Raw genomic sequence first — 17,298 nt, forward strand, 5'->3', positions numbered from 1 at the left:
GCCGGCGCGATTCAAGCTCGCGCGCTCATGAATGAAATCAACCTAAGAGGAGAATTCTCATGTCGGATCAGATCAACCCCCGGCGCCGCTTTCTGCGGACCACGGCAGTCGGTATCGGCGCACTGGAATTGAGCCTGACCGGGCTTGTTCGCGCCCAGTCGAATCAATCCGCGCAAGACGTCGCTGCGACGAACGGCGCGACGTCGAATGCGTCGTTCGGCCAGATCAAACAGATCAACGCGGGCACGCTCAACGTGGGCTATGCGGAAGTCGGGCCGGAGAACGGTCCTGTCGTCATTCTCCTGCACGGCTGGCCTTACGACATCCATAGCTTCGTCGAGGTTGCGCCGATTCTTGCCGCGGCGGGCTATCGGGTCATCGTGCCGTATCTTCGCGGCTACGGCTCGACGCGTTTCCTGTCGAGCAAAACGATGCGCAATGGCGAGCAGGCCGTGGTCGCGGTCGACATCATCGCGCTGATGGATGCGTTGAAGATCCAGAAGGCGGTGTTTGGCGCGTTCGACTGGGGCGCGCGGACCGCGAACATTATCGCGGCGCTGTGGCCGGAGCGTTGTGCGGGGCAGGTTTCCGTCAGCGGCTATCTGATTGGCAGCCAGCAAGCCAACAAGGCGCCGTTGCCGCCAAAGGCCGAATTCGCGTGGTGGTATCAGTTTTACTTCGCCACCGAGCGCGGACGGCTTGGCTACGAGGCCAACCGGCATGATTTTTCGAAGCTCATCTGGCAGCTTGCGTCGCCGAAATGGAGCTTCGACGATGCGACTTATGACCGGTCCGCAGAGGCCTTCAAGAATCCGGATCATGTTGCAGTCGTGATTCACAACTATCGTTGGCGGCTGGGTCTCGTGAAGGGCGAGTCGCAATACGACGCGCTGGAAAAGCACCTTGCAGCGGCGCCCGTCATCACGGTCCCGACGATCACGATGGAAGGCGATGCGAACGGCGCGCCGCATCCTGATCCGGCGGCGTACGCGAAAAAATTCACCGGCAAGTACCAGCACCGGAATATCGATGGCGGCATTGGTCACAATTTGCCGCAAGAAGCGCCGAAAGCCTTCGCCGATGCCGTGATCGACGTAGCGCGCATGTGACCCGCCTGCGCATCATCCTGGCGCGTCGCCGGTAAAGAAAGCGACACCGCTTCAACCCACCAGGCCATGATTGGCCGTAGAGGCTGCCTTGCTCGAATATCAGGATGCAACCGGCGAGGTGGCGCCGTTCAGGAGCCGCCGAACCAGTTGTAGCCCTGGTTCTCCCAGTAACCGCCGGGATATTCGTTCGTCACACTGATCGCGACGATATGCTTCGGATTCTTGTAGCCGAGTTTGGTCGGAATGCGCAGCTTCATCGGGAAGCCGTATTTCGGCGGCAGCACCTCACCGTCATAGGTCAATGTGAGCAGGGTCTGCGCATGCAACGCCGTCGGCATGTCGATGCTGGTCCAATAGTTGTCCGCGCAGTGCAGTGACACGTACTTTGCCGTCATGTCCACGCCCGCACGATTCATGAAATCGGAGAAGCGCACGCCACCCCATCGGCCAATAGCACTCCATCCTTCGATGCAGATATGACGCGTAATCTGGCTTTCCTGCGGCAACGCGCGCAGTTCGTCGAGCGTCCAGACGCGTTTGCCATTCACCAAGCCACCTACCTGGAGCCGGTATGTAGCGGCGTCGACTTGGGGCACATCGTCGACGCCGTAGAACGCGTTGAACGGAAACGGCCGTGTGATCATCGACTCGGGGTAGGTCGGGGCCATCTCGTTCGGATTGAACAGCAGGGCTTGCACGTCATCGTTGAAGAACGACATTCTGCGCAGCATGGTGTTCACTGACTTGTCATTGGACAAATCGCAGCCTGACAGCAGCGCAATACCGCCGAGCGTGAGGATTCGCTTTCCGAGCAGGCGACGTGCCGGATCTTTCAGTTCGTTGCGCGCATCCTTGATGATGGATTCAGCGTGAGACGAAAGAAACGTATCGGGCTTCACGGCCCGTTTTCGAAAAGTCATGGCTACCTCCCACGAATCATCAAAAGCAGCGAGCGCGGCACAAGCGCGACCATGACGACGTGCATGACGAAAAACGCCACCAGCACGCTCATTGCAACGAAGTGCACGACGCGCGCATTGTCGTATCCGCCCATCAGCGTACGCAGCAGCGGGAACTGCACCGACTTCCATATCGCCAGTCCCGACAGGATGACGAGCGCAATATCGACGATGGCGACGAGATAGGCGAATTTCTGTACCGCGTTGTAGCGTGTGAGGTCCTCATGCCCGAGCTTGCCACGCAGCGCGGCGACGAGATCGGTTGTAAGTGACTCGAAGCTGATCGGCAGCAGTTTCCAGCGCAGACGTCCGGACGCCAGATTCAGCCCGACGTATACGATGAAATTCGCGACCAGCATCCACATGATCGCGAAATGCCATTGCAATGCGCCGCCGAGCCAGCCGCCCAATGTGATGGCGGAAGGAAATCGCAAGACTGGAAAGATCGGTGAGGCATCATAGACCTGCCAGCCGCTCATGACTATCAGTACGACAGCGAGCGCGTTAATCCAGTGCGTGATGCGGACCCAGGCGGGTTGAATCGTTACGTGGCTCAAAGCGATCTCGTGATTGATGAGGTTGCCCGTCGTTGGAAACGCCAATCCGGCGCCTTGAGATTTGTTATTGACTACGTGACGCGGCTTGCGATCAGATCGGCAGCATGCCCGTGACAGGAAGAGCGCCTCAAGCACTACCTTTCCTGTCACGGGCACATCCACTGCTAGCGGAAGACCAATGGCTTACTGGCCAGACTGCTGTGCCGCCTGTTCGATCATTGCAGCGACTTCCCGCGGATGGGATTCAAACACCGCATGGCTTGCGCCGTTGATTTCGACCGTAGTCGCGTGAGCTCGCGATGCATACATGCGTTCGAGCTCCGGATTGATGATCTTGTCGGCCTTCGCGACCATATACCAGCTCGGCTTTGTCTTCCATGCCGGATCGGAAACCTGCGCGGAGAACTCGGATGCCGCGAGCGGTATCTGCGCGTGCGCTTCGAACTCGGCCTGCGCGCGGGGCAGGTCGGGTGCGAATTGCAACGGATAGTCGGCCGGTTTCAGGTAAACAAAATTGTCCGGCGTTCCGACGATGGACAGGGGGCCACCCGGGTACTTCTTGCCGTTCTCACCGATGGTTTCACCGGCGTCGAGCGCATGGGCGGCGATATACACCAGCGACTTCACGTGATCGTCGTTCCCGGCTTCACTAATGATCGCGCCAGCATAGCTGTGACCGACAAGTACGCACGGACCGTCGAGGCTATTGAGCACACGCTTCGTGGCAGTCACGTCGTCGTTAAACGACGTCAGGGGTTGTTGCACCAGTGTGACGTGGTAGCCGTCTTTCGTCAGAATGTTGTAGACGGGACGCCAGCCTGCGGCATCGGCGAATGCGCCGTGGACCACCACGATGTTCTTGACAGGTGCGGCAAAAGCAGGCGCAGCGGCAGTGGTAAGCAGGCAGAGTGCAGCAGCGGCTTGCGCCGCGGCGGACCGTAACGTCGGGAAACGCATGGTGAATCCTTGAATAATGGAAACGCAACAATCGATTAGGATTGTTGAATGAATGGAAAAGAAGACCGTAATGTCAGCGGCATGAGGCGACTTGCAGTCGCTGTCGTAGTCATCCACGATCTCCAGCACCCTATCACGCCGGCGCTGTGGCCGCCCGCGCTTACAGCAAATGGGGCCGCTCATCGCCGCGAGCGGCCTCAGTGGACCGACATCATGCGTTAGAACTGGGGCACCAAGCCGTCCTTTTCGACGAACATCACGTGAGCGTCATAAACACCGTTCGCACCCGGTGTCACCACGAGGAACACCTTCTTTCCTGCCGTCAGATCCGCTTTGCTCGCCGGAACCGGCGTCACGACGGGCACGTTTGCCGGCACTGTCACCGTGCTGGTGCCGCCCTTGTATGACAGATTCAGTTCACGGCCGTTGGTGCCGGTGACAACCGACACCACGTTTGCATTCGTCATTGTGCTGTTGGGACCGAAGTCATAAGCGAAATGTCCTTCGGCCGTACCGCGTGCCGCCTCAGGAAAAACGATCATCGAAGTGGCAGTCAATTTCCCATCGCTGCCCGTGATCGCTGGCGTCCCCACGTACGAACCGACTTTGGCATCGGAAAGCTTGGCGGGCTTGAAAGCCGACACCCCGACGTCCGGCTTGACATCAATCGACACGGTGTCGCCGCTGTTCCTGTGTACGGTCAGAATTTCGCCTTTGAACGACACGACATCGCCACGAATTCGTTCCGGTTTGACGTCAGGCGTTTGCGCAAAAGACGCGCTCGAAAGCGCAAGGGCAGCGAATAAGGCAGCTAGTTTGTAATGAATCGACACGAGTTACTCCATCTATGTGAATGCGATTGAATCGGAGCGCCAGACGCTGGCAGACGCCACGGTTGCAGCAACCATCTTGCATCGGACCGGAGCGCTCTGCGTGGGACCGGAGTAAGTGCTGAAGCACTAACTCCGGTCGACATGCGCTGCCAGGGCGCAAACGACTCACGCCAGTTGATTCTTCATGCCCAGGACGTCGATCGGTTCGATCGACGGGGGGCTTGCCAGCATCTCGTCGGCGTGCGCCGCCAGGGCGGCGGCAATACTTCCGTGCAGGTGTGCCTGGCGATCCTCTTCACTTGCAAAGGCGTCGAAGATGCCAAACGTTGTTGGCGACAGCCTGAGGGCAAACCAGATCGGCGTGGTCGCCTCCTGGCCTGCCATGTCAAGGCCGGCAGCAAGGAAGTCTGCTACTGCCTGCTCCTTTCCCGGTCTGGCTTCAAGTCGGACAAATAATGCGTTTCTGATCATCTTCCTTCTCCAGTGTCCGCGTGAGAGGCTCTGCGGTGAGTGACACTGTACAAACAGAGTGCGCTGGGGAATACTGTCTCAATCGACAATATTGGTATCAATCCTGCCATGCGAATTTTTGTCCTCGCACTCGAAGGGGTGTTCGACACGGGTCTCACGACCGTGCTCGATAGCTTGACGATGGCCAACAGTCTTGCGCGCACGACGGGGATGGCCACAGCGGGCTTCGACATCACCGTGGTGGGGATGCGGCCCGAGGTGCGTACCTCGCTTGGGATGCAAGTGCCCGTCCACGATGTGACCGACATGCCTGCCCCGGATTGGGTCGTCGTACCGGCGCTCAACCGCACGACGGCCGAGGAACTCGTGCCTGCACTTGGCCGGGACGATGTGGTCGATGCGTTAGGTACTTTGCGCTCGTGGCGCAGTGGCGGCACCCGCGTTGCAGCCGCCTGTACGGGTACGTTCGTGCTGGCTGAAAGCGGCTTGCTCGACGGAGGCGAAGCCACGACCACCTGGTGGCTCTCACCGCTGTTCCGGCAGCGTTACCCGCACGTGCGCCTGGATGCGCATCGAATTGTCGTCCCCAGCGGCGGCGCGCTGACGGCAGGGGCGGCCCTGAGCCACCTCGACCTTGCACTCTGGTTGATCCGCAACAACAGTCCTGAGCTTGCGGCGCTCGTGGCCAAGTACCTCGTATTCGATACACGGCTGTCGCAGTCTGCCTATGCGATCTCCGATCACCTCTCCCATTCGGACCCGCTCGTCGAGCGTTTCGACCGTTGGGTGCGCGAACACCTCGACGCTGCAATCTCGCTCGACGTCGTCGCCGATGCATTGGCGACCAGCAAGCGGACGTTGACGCGACGTCTGGACGCCGTGCTCGGCAAAACGCCGGTCGAGTACATTCAGGATCTGCGGATCGAGCGCGCCATCCAACTGCTCAAGACGAGCAAGCTCACCGTTGATCGCATTGCCGAGCAGGTCGGATATGCGGATGGCGTCACTTTGCGAACGTTGCTTCGGCGGCGGATAGGTAAGGGAGTGCGTGAGTTGCGGGGATCTTGAGCCGCCGTGGCCATGCTTGGTCAGTCCCTGCTACTTTGCCTGACGTGCTGCCGAGATGATTGCAGCGGCGACCTCTTGAGGTTTCGATAGCATCGGTACGTGACTTGCATCGACATCGAGGGTCGTAGCACCGATCTGTTTCGCCAATTTCATCTGGAAGCTGGTAGGGACTATCTGGTCCTTCGTCGAGACAACATACCAGGACGGCTTGTCATGCCACGCCGCGTGACCAATCTTTTCGTCGAGACAGCCCGAATACCACGGCCCTTGCGTCGCAGCGAGCACAAGCGCTTGCGCGTGGGAAACATCGGGCGCGAAATTTTCGACCATCGCTTTATCGGACAGCGTCAGGAAACCCGCAGCGTCCTTGTGCAGCTCGGCCACCCACGAAGGCGCCGGCAGCCCTTTCTGAATGTCGTTGGCCGATTGTCCGCTGTCGGGTGCAAACGCTGCCACATACACGAGCGCTTTGACCTTGTCGTTGTTACCCGCCTCCGTGATGACGGACCCTGCCCACGAATGGCCAACCAGCACCACCGGACCGTTTTGCCGGTCGATCGCACGGGTCGTGGCCGAAACGTCATCGCCCAGTGACGTCAGTGGGTTTTGCACGGACGTCACGTGCAGGCCTTTTGCTTCGAGGAGAGGAATGACCTTGTTCCAGCTCGATCCGTCCGCGAAGGCACCATGTACCAGCACAACGTTCTTTCCTGCGAGATCAGGATCGGACGCGGCCTGCGCAGTGGCAACGGATAGCAGACCACCGGCGATGGCGAGTGACAATAACCCTTTCTTGAGCAGCGTATTCAAAATAGTGCCTCGTTAAAAAGTAGGAATGGAGGCGGCGTCACGTAGTCGAGCATCACATTGCTTCAGCCAAAGTGATGTGCCGCATGCGCCGCGCAATATTTCATTTGCCGACTGAAACGGAAGCCGCCTGCGCAAGCGCCACTGCCTGCTCGCGTGCAGCCTGTCTCGCCGCGTAATCGACTTCGGGACCAAGGAGTGTTTTCTCGACGACAATCGATTTAACGTCGGTCACGCCGACGGATCGCAGCCACGCCTCCATGAACGGCCGCTGAAAATCGAACGAATGGGCGGGCGTGCTCGAGCCCACTGAATAGTCGAGGCCTCGTGCATAAATGACCACTGCTTTCTTGTCTTTCAGCAAGCCCTGTAGCCCGCGTTCATCGAATGAGAACAAAATGCCGCGCTGCGACACTACGTCGATGAACTGCTTGAGCTTGTAGGGAATGGAAAAATTCCACAGCGGCACGGAGAACAGCAACGTATCGGCGTCGTGCAATCGTTGCGCAAGTTCCCGGATGCTCGTCCACGCTTGCTGCTGGGCTTCGCTGAGCGGTGTGCCGCTCAGGTCCGCATATTTGGCATCGAGCGCGTCGCCGTCAAACTCCGGCATCGCGACTGACCACAGATCAAGCACGTCGATTCGGTGCTTCGGATGAGCGTCGCGATAAGCGTCCACATACGCGCGTGCGACGTCAAGCGAAGCAGACCGCCTCTTACGTGGCGACGATTCAACATGCAGCAAGGTCGGCATGGAAATACTCCAGGTGTGTTGAGAGCCACCATCACAACATATTTCAATCCAAAATATAAACGAAGTATTATCGCCATATTCAGTTGCATTCGCACTGTATTGGAAGGAGCCATTCCATGTTCGATACTGTCCTGCTGCGATCTTTCGTGGCCGTGGTTCAGGAGGGCGGCTTCACGCCCGCCGCCGCCCGTCTCAATCTGACGCAGTCTGCCGTCAGCGCGCATCTGCGGCGTCTGGAAAAACAGACCGGCCGCGAACTGCTCGCGCGCACCACGCGCTCGATCACGCTCACGGCGGACGGCGAGCTGCTGCTGGGTTACGCGCGAGCCATCCTCGCGCTCAACCGTGATGCACGGGCACAGATGCTTCGCGGACCCAGCGAGGGCGCGATCCGGGTCGGCCTCTCCGACGACCTCGCCAACGTCAGGCTTATGAATGTCATGCATGCGTTTGCGGTACGCTACCCGCGCATCGCGTTCAGTGTCAGGGTCGGCATTCCTGCCGAACTGCTGCACGCGATGGATCAGGCCGAACTCGACATGGTGATCGGCGGTCGCTGCGAGGGCGCCCGCTCTGGACGGGTTCTCTGGCGCGAGCCACTTGTGTGGGCCGGCGCGGAGTGGGCATCGCTTACGCCTGGCGCCCCGGTGCCGCTCGCGCTATTGCCAGAGCCGTGCCCGTATCGTGAGGCGGCACTGGCCGCACTCGCCCGGGCTGGCCTCGACTACCGGATCGCGCTGGTGTGCTCAAGCGGCGCCGGTCTGTGCGCCGCAGCACAGGCCGGCTTTGCGGTGACGCCGGTCGTGCAGACACAACTCGTGCACGGCTTGCGCGTGGTCCCGCCGGATGTCGGCTTGCCTTCACTACCCGACGTCGAGTTCACGATTTTCACTGCAGCGGGTGCGTCCGCGCACATCGCCGACGAACTGGCTAACGCCATCGTGCTGGCATTCGCGAACAGAGGATGACGCCGGGCGGGCGCAAGGCGGGCTGACAAGGATAGGGAATCAGGACCTCGCTCGACCCAGGCAAGCCCGTAATCATCGAGCCTCGATCCGATTTGTTCCGCTCGCGCAAAATAGTTTGTCCATAGCGGGTGTTTGCTCGGCGCATAAATACACCTAGATTAGGCACGTATCGGAGCCGCCGGCCCGGTGGGCAAGAGAGCCCAATTCAATATTCGAGGTTTTCCATGAGTACGTCGCAAAAGGTCGTAGTCGTTACTGGCGCATCGCAAGGCATTGGCGCGGAGACCGTCAAAGCATTCCGCAAGCTTGACTACCGCATCGTGGCAACGGCACGCAGCATCAAGCCGTCTGAAGATCCCAACATCGTCACGGTGGCGGGTGACATCGCTGACCCGGCGACGGCGCAGCGCGTGATTTCCGAGGGCGTGGCGCGCTTCGGCCGCATCGACACGCTGATCAACAACGCAGGTGTTTTCATCGCAAAGCCGTTTACCGGTTACACCGCTGAAGACTACGCCGCGGTGACGGGCGTGAATCTGAACGGTTTCTTCTACATTACGCAGTTGGCGATCGCGGAAATGGAGAAGAACGGGAGCGGCCATGTGGTCAGCATCACGACCAGCCTGATCGATCACGCCATCGACGGTGTGCCGTCAGTGCTGGCATCGCTGACGAAGGGCGGTCTGAACGCAGCCACGAAGTCACTCGCAATCGAATACGCGAAGCGCGGCATCCGTGCGAACGCAGTTGCCCCTGGCATCATCAAGTCGCCTATGCATGCCGTTGAAACGCACGAGGCACTCGGCGCACTCCACCCGATGGGCCACATGGGCGAGATGAGCGACATCGTCAACGCGATCCTGTATCTGGATGCCGCGCCGTTCGTTACGGGCGAAATCCTGCACGTCGACGGCGGCCAGAGCGCTGGGCACTAAAGCACCACGGCGGCGCTACTGGCTGCGCCCGTTATCTGATTCATCAATAAGGAACTGACAATGTCGATCGAAAACGTTCTCTACCGTGCTCACGCCGAGGCTACCGGAGGCCGCGAAGGCCGCGCCGTGGCGCCGGAAGGCGGACTGGACCTGAAGCTGACGAGGCCGAAGGGCTTGGGCGGAAAGGGCGAGAAAGGCACGAACCCCGAAGAGCTTTTCGCCGCCGGGTACAGCGCGTGTTTTATCGGTGCAATGCAATTCGTTGCTGCGCGCGACAAAATCGCTGTCCCGGCTGATGTATCGGTCAACGGAATCGTGGGCATCGGCGCCATTCCCAATGGCTTCGGCATCGAAGTCGAGTTGAAGATATCGTTGCCGGGCATGGTACGCGAATTGGCTCAGGACTTCATAAACAGGGCCCACATTGTGTGCCCCTATTCGAACGCAACGCGGAACAACATCGACGTAACGCTGACGCTTGTCTAAGCCGCAATCCTGTTCGATCAGCTGCAGGTCGCCGTGGTGATTGGCGACCTGCAGGGCCGTTCCACCCACGCGACGATCTTGCGGCACCATTACGCGCGATGCGAGCGTGCGGCGGTTCGGCGGCCCGGGACCTTCATTCAACCAGGAATTGGCTATGGCTGAGAACAAACCCGGGGTGAAGAAGCGCTTGCCCCTCGACGGAATAACGGTTGTCGATTTTTCGCGCGTGCTGTCCGGACCGTATTGTGCGATGACGCTTGCTGACCTCGGGGCACGCGTCATCAAGATAGAGCGTGTGGGCACGGGAGACGATACGCGTGCGTTCGGTCCGTTCGTCGACAACGAATCGGCGTACTTCATGTGCTTCAACCGCGGAAAGGAGAGCATTGCGCTCGACTTCAAGTCCCCGCGTGACCGCGAACTTCTCGAGCGCTTGCTGGACACGGCGGACGTGGTGGTCGAGAACTTCCGGCCTGGCGTGATGGAGCGGCTCGGCCACGGCCCCGAGCAATTGGCAAGAACGCATCCGCATATTGTCTATGCCTCGATTTCGGGCTTTGGCCACACCGGCCCGTTCAAGGACCTGCCAGGCTACGACACCGTCGTGCAGGCAATGGGCGGCGTCATGAGTCTGACTGGATGGCCTGACAATCAGCCGGCACGCGTGGGTACAGCCTTCGGCGATCTCGGTGCTGCACTATTTGCCGTGATAGGCATCCTGGCGGGGCTATACAAGCGCTCCTGGGACGCCCAAGGCACGCACGTGGACATTGCGATGCTCGATTGCCAGGCCGCGTTGATGGAAACGGCGTTTGCGAGATTTGACGTCGAAGCAAAGGTGCCCACGAGGACTGGCGACGCCCATCCCTCGCTCGCGCCGTTCGAAAGCTTTGCTGCCAAGGATGGTCGATTCATTATCGCCGCGGGCAACGATTTCGAAACCTATCATCGCGGCTGTTGGCGGCTATGCGCTCGGCGGCGGATGCGAACTGGCGATGGCGTGCGATTTCATCATTGCGGCCCATGATGCGCAATTCGGTCAACCAGAGATCAAGCTCGGCATTCCGCCTGGTATTGGCGGTTCGCAGCGCTTGACACGTGCTGTCGGAAAATCGCTTGCGATGGACCTGATTCTCACTGGCCGGAATTTGCGCGCTGATGAAGCACTCGCAGCCGGCCTCGTTGCGCGCGTTGTTCCATCGACCGACTTGCTGCAAACTGCGCTCGAGACAGCGCACACCATCGCCGGTTACAACCTGCCTGCCGTACGGCTTGCAAAGGAGGCGGTCAATCGGGCATTCGAGACGCCGTTGAGCGAGGGTGTGTTGCACGAGCGTCGGCTTTTCCAGGCCGCGTTCGCGACCGAAGGTCAAAAGGAAGGCATGTACGCATTCCTGGCCAAGCGCGCTCCCGTCTTCCGCCATCGATAAGCCATTGCGTATCGTCAGTATTGGGCAGAGCGCGACGACAATGTCTTGCTTAGGGTAATACGCTCTCGCCCGACGAATCCATCGTTCGAAAATCGTCTCCGGTTTGTGGACCTTTCATCGACTCGCGGTACTTGACTTCGTAGCGCTTACCCACGGGAAAGTACTCAACGGGTGTAGGGTAAAACTTCAGCCAGCGAGAAGTTTGCCGTTGAAGAGGATGTGCAGCGTCCTCACAAAAAGGACGACGATCGCGATACTGAGAATGGTGAGTAGTAGGATCGCAATGACCGTCAAAGGCCAGGACTGCACGAACATGGAATACTTCAAGGATGCGATCGTCAGTGCAGCCATCGGGAAGCTGACCGCCCACCAGCCCGAAGCGAAGGGAATACCTCCACGGAAGACTCTGAAGGAGAGAATCGCGAAGACGAACAGGCCGAAGTAGAACAGCAGACCGGCAAACGTGTCGATGTGCTGCGTGAAGTTTGTGTATGCAAGAAATCCCACCTCGAACGGCGCGATCAAAATAATCATCGATGGAACCATTCCGGCCGGCAGAGGCTCTTGATGGATCAACCGGGACATGATCATTGTGAAGAACAATAAGGCAACCATCGCGCCGACAGCGATGCCAAACAGGTTGACTTCGTGAGCCCACGGCATGGGCATGGTGCCGCCGGCAACTGCGATATCCAGCGTTGCGACTCCTGGAATTAGCCACGCAGGCACCGCATGCGCAGCATCAATCTCTCCCTGAAGCAATCTGCTGGTGAATATGAACGAAAGCGTTATCGTAGCGAGGGTGCCGATCGTCCACACGACCTCGGAGAGTGTCTGGCTCAGTGGGGCGACGACTGTCGATAGCAACAGGATGCCGATGGCGATGGTGCCAAAGAAGTTGCCGGCGATCGGATGTTGAAATTCGCCGGCGACTGCAGCAGGGTATCTGGCTCCCTTAACCAGATATCCGGCGCTTAGCACAAGGAAGACGATCACGGCAAAGGCGCCGACTATGTCAGAAATGAGCGGGCTCGCGCCAAATTCATGGCCGGCAATCCTCCAGGCAATGGACAAGCCAGCGATACCCATGACAGAACCGAACAGATTCACTGGCAAATTCTTGATTGAAGCCCGCTTTCGGACAGACTGCGAGCTGAGGCTTGAAAGTGCCGACACGGCGTTTCTCCAGAATTTTATTGAACTCGACGCAAGATTGCTCGTCCCTGTGGAAAATCGCGCTGGTGGCGCGAATAAGTGCTGAATCTAGGTGCATTGACGTCAAGTTCGAATACCCATCATGTACGAACAGTAATGCGTGGTAGGAACGAATCGCCCACCTTGGGCATTTTCAGCGCGAAAAGACGCTCAAGGGAGTGAGATCGTTCAGGCAGATCGCTGGCCGCCGCCACGTAAAATCCGTTAGCTCCCGAACTGCTGCAGATGTCTGACACTCTCTTTCAGCTCGATCTCCAACTGGGCAAACAATTGAGCAGCAGGCAACGATCTTGTCAGAGCCGCCGCCTGACCCGCCCATTGCGCACCGTAGCCAAACTCCCCCTTGGCTTTGGCAGCGGCATGAAGCGCTTTTCCGGCGTCGTATGCGACCGGATAGTCTGGCGGCCTGGGTGAGTGCACGTCGCTACCGAGTTCCGTGAACCTGTTCACCATGCTTCTCGCGACTCGCCCCGAGATCGCCGCCGTAAAAGTTGTGTGGCGAGCCGACTCCCCAAGGATTGCACGACGGTAACCGTCATCAATCGACGTTTCCGGACAGGCAACAAAGGCGGTTCCAAGTTGAGCTGCCTGTGCACCGAGCGCGAGTGCAGCCGCAATCCCGGCGCCGTCCATGATGCCGCCAGCCGCGATGACCGGTAGTTGGAATTCCTTGACCAACAAACGTGTCAATGCAAACGTGCCCAACCGGTCGTCGAGCGCATCCGGGTCGAAGACCCCGCGATGTCCACCCGCCTCGATACCTTGCGCAACAATCGCGTCGACATTTGCGGCCGCAACTAGCGCAGCCTCGTTCAGATTTGTCGCGGAGGCCAGCAGCTTGATTCCGGCCTTTTTCAGATCGGCGATGACCTCGGAGGGCGGCAAACCGAAGTGGAAGCTGACAACGGCTGGCTTCTCTTCGAGAAAAACCTCCAGCATGGCCGGGTCTGCAAGGAAGCTCCGGTAGATCTCCGACAGTGATGCCGGTGGCGTAGCCCCGAATTTTTCGAACTGCGGCGCGAGCCAGTTCAACCATTGGCGCTCGACCGTTTCGTCTGCTGCTGCAGGGCTATGGCAAAAAACGTTGATGTTGAAGGGTTTTCCCGTCAGCGCGCGCGTCTCCTTGATGACTTTGCGGGCTCCTTCAGCGTTCATCGCCCCGACACCCAAAGAGCCGAGGCCTCCTGCATTGGACACAGTCGCGGCCAGCACTGGCGTGCTGACACCGGCCATGGGCGCCTGGATAATCGGCTTTTCAATGCCCAGTAGACGCAACAATGCGCGATTATCTGTCTGGTTGATCATGTCGTTTCCTTTTCAAATAGGGTTTATCGCAAATGCCGCTATGCGCCTAGTTTCTCCATCAGGAAGTCCACAAAACAGCGCACACGCGACGATAGATGCCGACCGTGCGGATATAGCAGGATGAACGGTCGCGAACATCCGCCATACGGCGTGAGCATTTCCTTGAGCGTTCCATCCGCTATGTCTTTCTCAACAATGAACCGATAGGTCTGGAACACGCCGGCCCCATGGCGCGCCAGTGTGACACCAGCAAGCGCATCGCCCGATGATCCATGACGGCCGCGCGTCGCGATCTCGTCGAGGCCGCCATCTCTATTGAATACCCAAGGCAGGTTGCGGCCGGTGCTCGGCAACTCGAACTGAATGCAGTTGTGATTGATTAAATCGTCTGGCGTTTCCAGTCTGGCCGCTCTCCGCAGATAAGCCGGTGATGCCACGACTACCAGTTCCGCGTCCTCGAGCTTTCGCGCAATCAGGCCGGAATCCCGTGGCGTACGACCCCGGATCGCCAGATCGAAGGGCTCGTCCGCAAAGTCGATGTTGCGGTTGCTGAGGTGCGTTTCGACGGTGACCTCCGGGTAGCGCTCATGGAAGTCTGCCAACAGGGGAAGGACGCGGTAGTGACCGTAGGGCGTCGGCATGCTGATTCGCAGCACACCCGCCGGCGTTGTCTGTTGCCCGGTAGCTTCTCGTTCTGCATCCACGAGATGACTTAGCGCCTGCCGACACTGCTCGAAGTACCGGCTCCCCACGTCTGTAAGCCGGATCTGCCGCGTTGTCCGGACAAACAATCGCGCACCGAGTCGTTTCTCGAGACGCGCCACTGAACGGCTGACGGCGGCAGGCGTGACGCCTGCCGCGTTCGCAGCTACAGTAAAACTACCCAATTCAGCTGCCAGACAGAACAGTTCGATACTGCCTACAAGGAGGTCATCAAATTGACGCTGCATAGTCTTTCACGGACGTTGGATTCCCGCTCTCTGTAGTGGTTATTGAATGCCAGTTCGTTTTCGAGGTGAAGGAAAAGCAGTGCGTCTACGCTATTTCCATGCGTAGTGCAGTCCAACCCACACGCCGCGCGGCGCACCGGGTCCGACGAATTGTTCATTGAACGGATTGGCGCCGTCGAACGTATGGTTCGGCCCGTTGAAGAAGTTCTGGCCGAGTACACCGAAGCTAGCATACCGTTTGTCGAGCAGGTTGGACACGGTCGCGAAGACCTGCAGCTGTTTCGTCACCTGGTACGTGGAGTCCAGATCGATCAGGAAGTAGCCGGTGATCTTGCCGTTCACATCCTGGTTATCTTCGTCGCCGCGCGCGAAAATGCTGCTGCGGTAGGCCAGATTCGTACCGATGTTCCATTTCGACGTCTCGTTGTAATCGAGCCGCAGCTTGAAAGTGTTTGCCGGGATGCCGGGAATGCGGTTGCCGGGTTTCACCGTGATGTTGCCGTTGGCGTCGGCGCTGGAATTGCTTGCGCTTTGTTCTGTCCACGTCGATCGGTAGGTAGCGTCGACGTAGCTATAGTTTGCGCTCACGGCGAGCGGCCCGAACTTCGTTCGCCCCGCCAGTTCGAAACCCTGCCGGCGGGTCTTGCCGACGTTCTGGAAGTAGCCTTGTGTGCTGGCCGCGCTGCTGATGAACTGGATGTCGTCCGTCAGCGTTGTGCTGTAGAGGGCGGCGCTCCAGTTCGTGGCCTCGCCCAGCCTGCCGCGTGCACCCACTTCGAACGTCTTCGAGATGACCGGTTTCAGCGCCGGGTCCGCCAGAAAATCGTTCGGCAGCGAGCAGGGTGCGGCGGGGTCTGCGCAAGCCAGTTCGATGGCCGTCGGCGTGCGCATGCCTTCGTTGTACGTCGCGTAGGCCGTGAAGCTGGAGGTGGGGTTCCAGTTGATGCCGACGGAAGGATTGAAGCGCGAAAACACATGACGTCCGCCGAGCAGCGGTTGCATGCCGCTTTCGTCTCCGATCTGGGCGCTTGCCCAGTTATAGCGTCCGGCCAGCGTCAACGACCACTGTCTGGTCAGCGACAGGACATCGTTGAAATAGATTCCATAGTTTGCACTGCGCGTTTTGGCGTCGGTCTGTTGCACGTAATTGCCGATGCCGATAGTCGCGCGTGCATCGGTGAACGAAGCGTCTTGCGACGCCGCTGTATATTGAGAGTTGGCGAGGTCCGCCGCGACGCCTGCGATGAACTGGTTGTCCATCCCTGCCAGCTTGCCGAGTAGCGTGAGTTGCAAGCTTACGCCGTAGCTGTCGGTTGAGACCACGGACTGCTCGTTGGTTCCTTCGACGGTGTCGACGCTGCCGTCCGGATTGACTGAGCCGAAATTGGTGTTGTTGTTGCTGCTGACGTTGTTGTTCCGGTAGTGCCGGTAGTAGACATTCCCACTCAGTTCGACGTGGTCATTGAAGTAATGATCACCCGACAGCGTTACGTAACCAACGTTATTCTCATTCTGATCGGGAAACGTGTAGGCCTGCTTTGGATTGCCAAGGAATGAGCGAGGAATGGTCTGACTGCCTAGCAGATCATTGTCCGCACCGCCAGCGGAAAGCGACAGCGTGGTGTCCGCATCCGTATAGCGCAGCTTGCCGAACGCCTGCCTCACCCGGCTCGAATTGTGGTCGGCCCAACCGTCGTCGTTCGCCACGTTGGCATTGAAGTAGTAGTCGAGATTCGAGCCGACGGCGCCGCCCTGTTCGATCTGCGCGATCTTGCGGCCCCATGAACCAGCGGTGACTTCGGCGTCGCCGCCGGCGCTCGTCTTGCCGTTCTTCGTCGTAATCGCAAGTGCTCCGCCGAGCGTGTTGAGTCCGTAGGTCGGATTCGATCCAGGGATCAACTGGGTGGTGTCGATGGCGGACTGCGGAATCAAATCCCAGTTCACAACGTCGCCGAAAGGTTCGTTGACACGCGCACCGTCGAGGAACACCGTCAGGCCTTGCGGCGTGCCGAGCAACGGCGAAGCAGTGAAGCCTCGATAATTGATGTCGGTCTGGTACGGGTTGCCTTGCGCCTCGTTGATATCTACGCTCTGTAGGTTCTTTTCGAAGTAGTCGGTCAACGTGCTCCTGTTTTGCTGTTCAAGTTCGCTGCCACGCACTGTCTGAACGTTGGCCGATACTTGCGACAACGGCGTGCCGGTTCCGAGGAGCGGGGTGGTGCCGATCACGACAATCGGCGCCAGCACGATTGCGCCGCTCGCGGCGGGCACAGGTGTAGCTGCCGGAGCGGCGACCGCCGCGGACGCCGCCTCCGCAGCCGCGGCTTGCGCTGTGGCTATCGTCGGCAGCCCAACTAGCGCACTGCTGAGACAAAGGGTGAGGCCGGCACGCCGTTTGAAGGGCGGTCGGTCGCGCGGTGTGCTCATGGTATCGACTCCTGCCGATTGGACGGCTATCGTTGTTCGCGCGCTTCCATCTCGACGCTTTACCGGC

The 17,298-nt window shown here is 59.2% G+C and carries 17 protein-coding genes and 1 pseudogene; 7 read left to right on the forward strand and 11 right to left on the reverse strand.

What is annotated here, in order from left to right:
* Positions 1 to 59 precede the first annotated feature (59 nt).
* Positions 60 to 1,109, forward strand: a complete 1,050-nt coding sequence (locus GNZ13_RS08640; RefSeq protein WP_172162314.1) for an alpha/beta fold hydrolase — start codon at positions 60 to 62, stop codon at positions 1,107 to 1,109.
* Between the two features lie 128 nt (positions 1,110 to 1,237).
* On the opposite strand, the gene GNZ13_RS08645 is transcribed toward GNZ13_RS08640, so the two are convergent.
* From GNZ13_RS08645 to GNZ13_RS08665, 5 genes are all read right to left on the reverse strand, one after another.
* A complete protein-coding gene (locus GNZ13_RS08645) occupies positions 1,238 to 2,029 on the reverse strand; it encodes a molybdopterin-dependent oxidoreductase (RefSeq protein WP_172162316.1) in 792 nt (263 codons plus the stop codon).
* A gap of 2 nt (positions 2,030 to 2,031) precedes the next feature.
* Positions 2,032 to 2,625: a cytochrome b/b6 domain-containing protein gene (locus tag GNZ13_RS08650; RefSeq protein ID WP_172162666.1), complete on the reverse strand. Its 594-nt coding sequence runs from the start codon at positions 2,623 to 2,625 to the stop codon at positions 2,032 to 2,034.
* A gap of 183 nt (positions 2,626 to 2,808) precedes the next feature.
* Entirely contained in the window at positions 2,809 to 3,582 is a 774-nt protein-coding gene (locus GNZ13_RS08655; RefSeq protein WP_172162318.1) for an alpha/beta hydrolase, read from the reverse strand.
* Between the two features lie 218 nt (positions 3,583 to 3,800).
* Positions 3,801 to 4,415 (reverse strand): hypothetical protein, encoded by a 615-nt coding sequence (locus GNZ13_RS08660; protein WP_172162320.1) that lies wholly within the window; start codon positions 4,413 to 4,415, stop codon positions 3,801 to 3,803.
* Between the two features lie 165 nt (positions 4,416 to 4,580).
* Positions 4,581 to 4,886, reverse strand: coding sequence for a putative quinol monooxygenase (locus GNZ13_RS08665; RefSeq protein WP_172162322.1), 306 nt, complete (start codon positions 4,884 to 4,886; stop codon positions 4,581 to 4,583).
* Between the two features lie 108 nt (positions 4,887 to 4,994).
* On the opposite strand from GNZ13_RS08665, the gene GNZ13_RS08670 reads away from it, so the two are divergent.
* The gene (locus GNZ13_RS08670) at positions 4,995 to 5,954 is read left to right on the forward strand and encodes a GlxA family transcriptional regulator (protein ID WP_172162324.1); all 960 of its coding nucleotides are present in this window, start codon (positions 4,995 to 4,997) and stop codon (positions 5,952 to 5,954) included.
* A 30-nt stretch (positions 5,955 to 5,984) separates the two neighbouring features.
* Here GNZ13_RS08670 and GNZ13_RS08675 read toward each other — a convergent pair whose 3' ends face one another.
* Together GNZ13_RS08675 and GNZ13_RS08680 are read right to left on the reverse strand one after the other, a co-directional pair.
* Positions 5,985 to 6,764 (reverse strand): alpha/beta fold hydrolase, encoded by a 780-nt coding sequence (locus tag GNZ13_RS08675; protein WP_172162326.1) that lies wholly within the window; start codon positions 6,762 to 6,764, stop codon positions 5,985 to 5,987.
* A 100-nt stretch (positions 6,765 to 6,864) separates the two neighbouring features.
* Complete coding sequence (locus GNZ13_RS08680; protein WP_172162329.1) at positions 6,865 to 7,515, reverse strand: FMN-dependent NADH-azoreductase; 651 nt, start codon at positions 7,513 to 7,515, stop codon at positions 6,865 to 6,867.
* A gap of 116 nt (positions 7,516 to 7,631) precedes the next feature.
* Between GNZ13_RS08680 and GNZ13_RS08685 the strand changes: the two genes are divergently transcribed.
* The 5 genes and pseudogenes from GNZ13_RS08685 to GNZ13_RS08705 form a co-directional block, all read left to right on the forward strand.
* Complete coding sequence (locus GNZ13_RS08685; RefSeq protein ID WP_172162331.1) at positions 7,632 to 8,483, forward strand: LysR substrate-binding domain-containing protein; 852 nt, start codon at positions 7,632 to 7,634, stop codon at positions 8,481 to 8,483.
* Positions 8,484 to 8,707: 224 nt separating this feature from the next.
* A complete protein-coding gene (locus GNZ13_RS08690; RefSeq protein WP_172162333.1) occupies positions 8,708 to 9,418 on the forward strand; it encodes an SDR family NAD(P)-dependent oxidoreductase in 711 nt (236 codons plus the stop codon).
* Between the two features lie 60 nt (positions 9,419 to 9,478).
* Positions 9,479 to 9,904, forward strand: a complete 426-nt coding sequence (locus GNZ13_RS08695; protein WP_172162335.1) for an organic hydroperoxide resistance protein — start codon at positions 9,479 to 9,481, stop codon at positions 9,902 to 9,904.
* Between the two features lie 250 nt (positions 9,905 to 10,154).
* Positions 10,155 to 10,931: a CaiB/BaiF CoA transferase family protein gene (locus tag GNZ13_RS08700; protein ID WP_236001898.1), complete on the forward strand. Its 777-nt coding sequence runs from the start codon at positions 10,155 to 10,157 to the stop codon at positions 10,929 to 10,931.
* Positions 10,837 to 11,334: pseudogene (locus GNZ13_RS08705) on the forward strand (enoyl-CoA hydratase-related protein); the annotation flags it as partial. The gene GNZ13_RS08700 and the pseudogene GNZ13_RS08705, both read left to right, overlap by 95 nt.
* Before the next feature lie 186 nt (positions 11,335 to 11,520).
* Here GNZ13_RS08705 and GNZ13_RS08710 read toward each other — a convergent pair.
* The 4 genes from GNZ13_RS08710 to GNZ13_RS08725 all read right to left on the reverse strand — a co-directional run bounded on the left by GNZ13_RS08710 (position 11,521) and on the right by GNZ13_RS08725 (position 17,231).
* Positions 11,521 to 12,510, reverse strand: coding sequence for an SLAC1 anion channel family protein (locus GNZ13_RS08710; RefSeq protein WP_172162337.1), 990 nt, complete (start codon positions 12,508 to 12,510; stop codon positions 11,521 to 11,523).
* A gap of 243 nt (positions 12,511 to 12,753) precedes the next feature.
* A complete protein-coding gene (locus tag GNZ13_RS08715; RefSeq protein ID WP_172162339.1) occupies positions 12,754 to 13,854 on the reverse strand; it encodes an NAD(P)H-dependent flavin oxidoreductase in 1,101 nt (366 codons plus the stop codon).
* A 38-nt stretch (positions 13,855 to 13,892) separates the two neighbouring features.
* Positions 13,893 to 14,804 carry a LysR family transcriptional regulator gene (locus GNZ13_RS08720; RefSeq protein WP_172162341.1) on the reverse strand — a complete coding sequence of 304 codons (912 nt, stop codon included), beginning with the start codon at positions 14,802 to 14,804 and terminating at the stop codon, positions 13,893 to 13,895.
* Between the two features lie 90 nt (positions 14,805 to 14,894).
* The gene (locus GNZ13_RS08725; protein ID WP_172162343.1) at positions 14,895 to 17,231 is read right to left on the reverse strand and encodes a TonB-dependent receptor; all 2,337 of its coding nucleotides are present in this window, start codon (positions 17,229 to 17,231) and stop codon (positions 14,895 to 14,897) included.
* Between the last annotated feature and the right edge of the window lie 67 nt (positions 17,232 to 17,298).

The sequence above is a fragment of the Paraburkholderia elongata genome, assembly GCF_013177735.1.
Lineage (GTDB): Bacteria > Pseudomonadota > Gammaproteobacteria > Burkholderiales > Burkholderiaceae > Paraburkholderia > Paraburkholderia elongata.

Coding starts and splice junctions, on each gene's coding strand:
- GNZ13_RS08640 (WP_172162314.1), top strand. CDS start 60: ATGTCGGATCAGATCAACCCCCGGCGCCGCTTTCTGCGGACCACGGCA.
- GNZ13_RS08645 (WP_172162316.1), bottom strand. CDS start 2,029: ATGACTTTTCGAAAACGGGCCGTGAAGCCCGATACGTTTCTTTCGTCT.
- GNZ13_RS08655 (WP_172162318.1), bottom strand. CDS start 3,582: ATGCGTTTCCCGACGTTACGGTCCGCCGCGGCGCAAGCCGCTGCTGCA.
- GNZ13_RS08665 (WP_172162322.1), bottom strand. CDS start 4,886: ATGATCAGAAACGCATTATTTGTCCGACTTGAAGCCAGACCGGGAAAG.
- GNZ13_RS08670 (WP_172162324.1), top strand. CDS start 4,995: ATGCGAATTTTTGTCCTCGCACTCGAAGGGGTGTTCGACACGGGTCTC.
- GNZ13_RS08680 (WP_172162329.1), bottom strand. CDS start 7,515: ATGCCGACCTTGCTGCATGTTGAATCGTCGCCACGTAAGAGGCGGTCT.
- GNZ13_RS08685 (WP_172162331.1), top strand. CDS start 7,632: ATGTTCGATACTGTCCTGCTGCGATCTTTCGTGGCCGTGGTTCAGGAG.
- GNZ13_RS08690 (WP_172162333.1), top strand. CDS start 8,708: ATGAGTACGTCGCAAAAGGTCGTAGTCGTTACTGGCGCATCGCAAGGC.
- GNZ13_RS08695 (WP_172162335.1), top strand. CDS start 9,479: ATGTCGATCGAAAACGTTCTCTACCGTGCTCACGCCGAGGCTACCGGA.
- GNZ13_RS08700 (WP_236001898.1), top strand. CDS start 10,155: ATGACGCTTGCTGACCTCGGGGCACGCGTCATCAAGATAGAGCGTGTG.
- GNZ13_RS08715 (WP_172162339.1), bottom strand. CDS start 13,854: ATGATCAACCAGACAGATAATCGCGCATTGTTGCGTCTACTGGGCATT.
- GNZ13_RS08720 (WP_172162341.1), bottom strand. CDS start 14,804: ATGCAGCGTCAATTTGATGACCTCCTTGTAGGCAGTATCGAACTGTTC.
- GNZ13_RS08725 (WP_172162343.1), bottom strand. CDS start 17,231: ATGAGCACACCGCGCGACCGACCGCCCTTCAAACGGCGTGCCGGCCTC.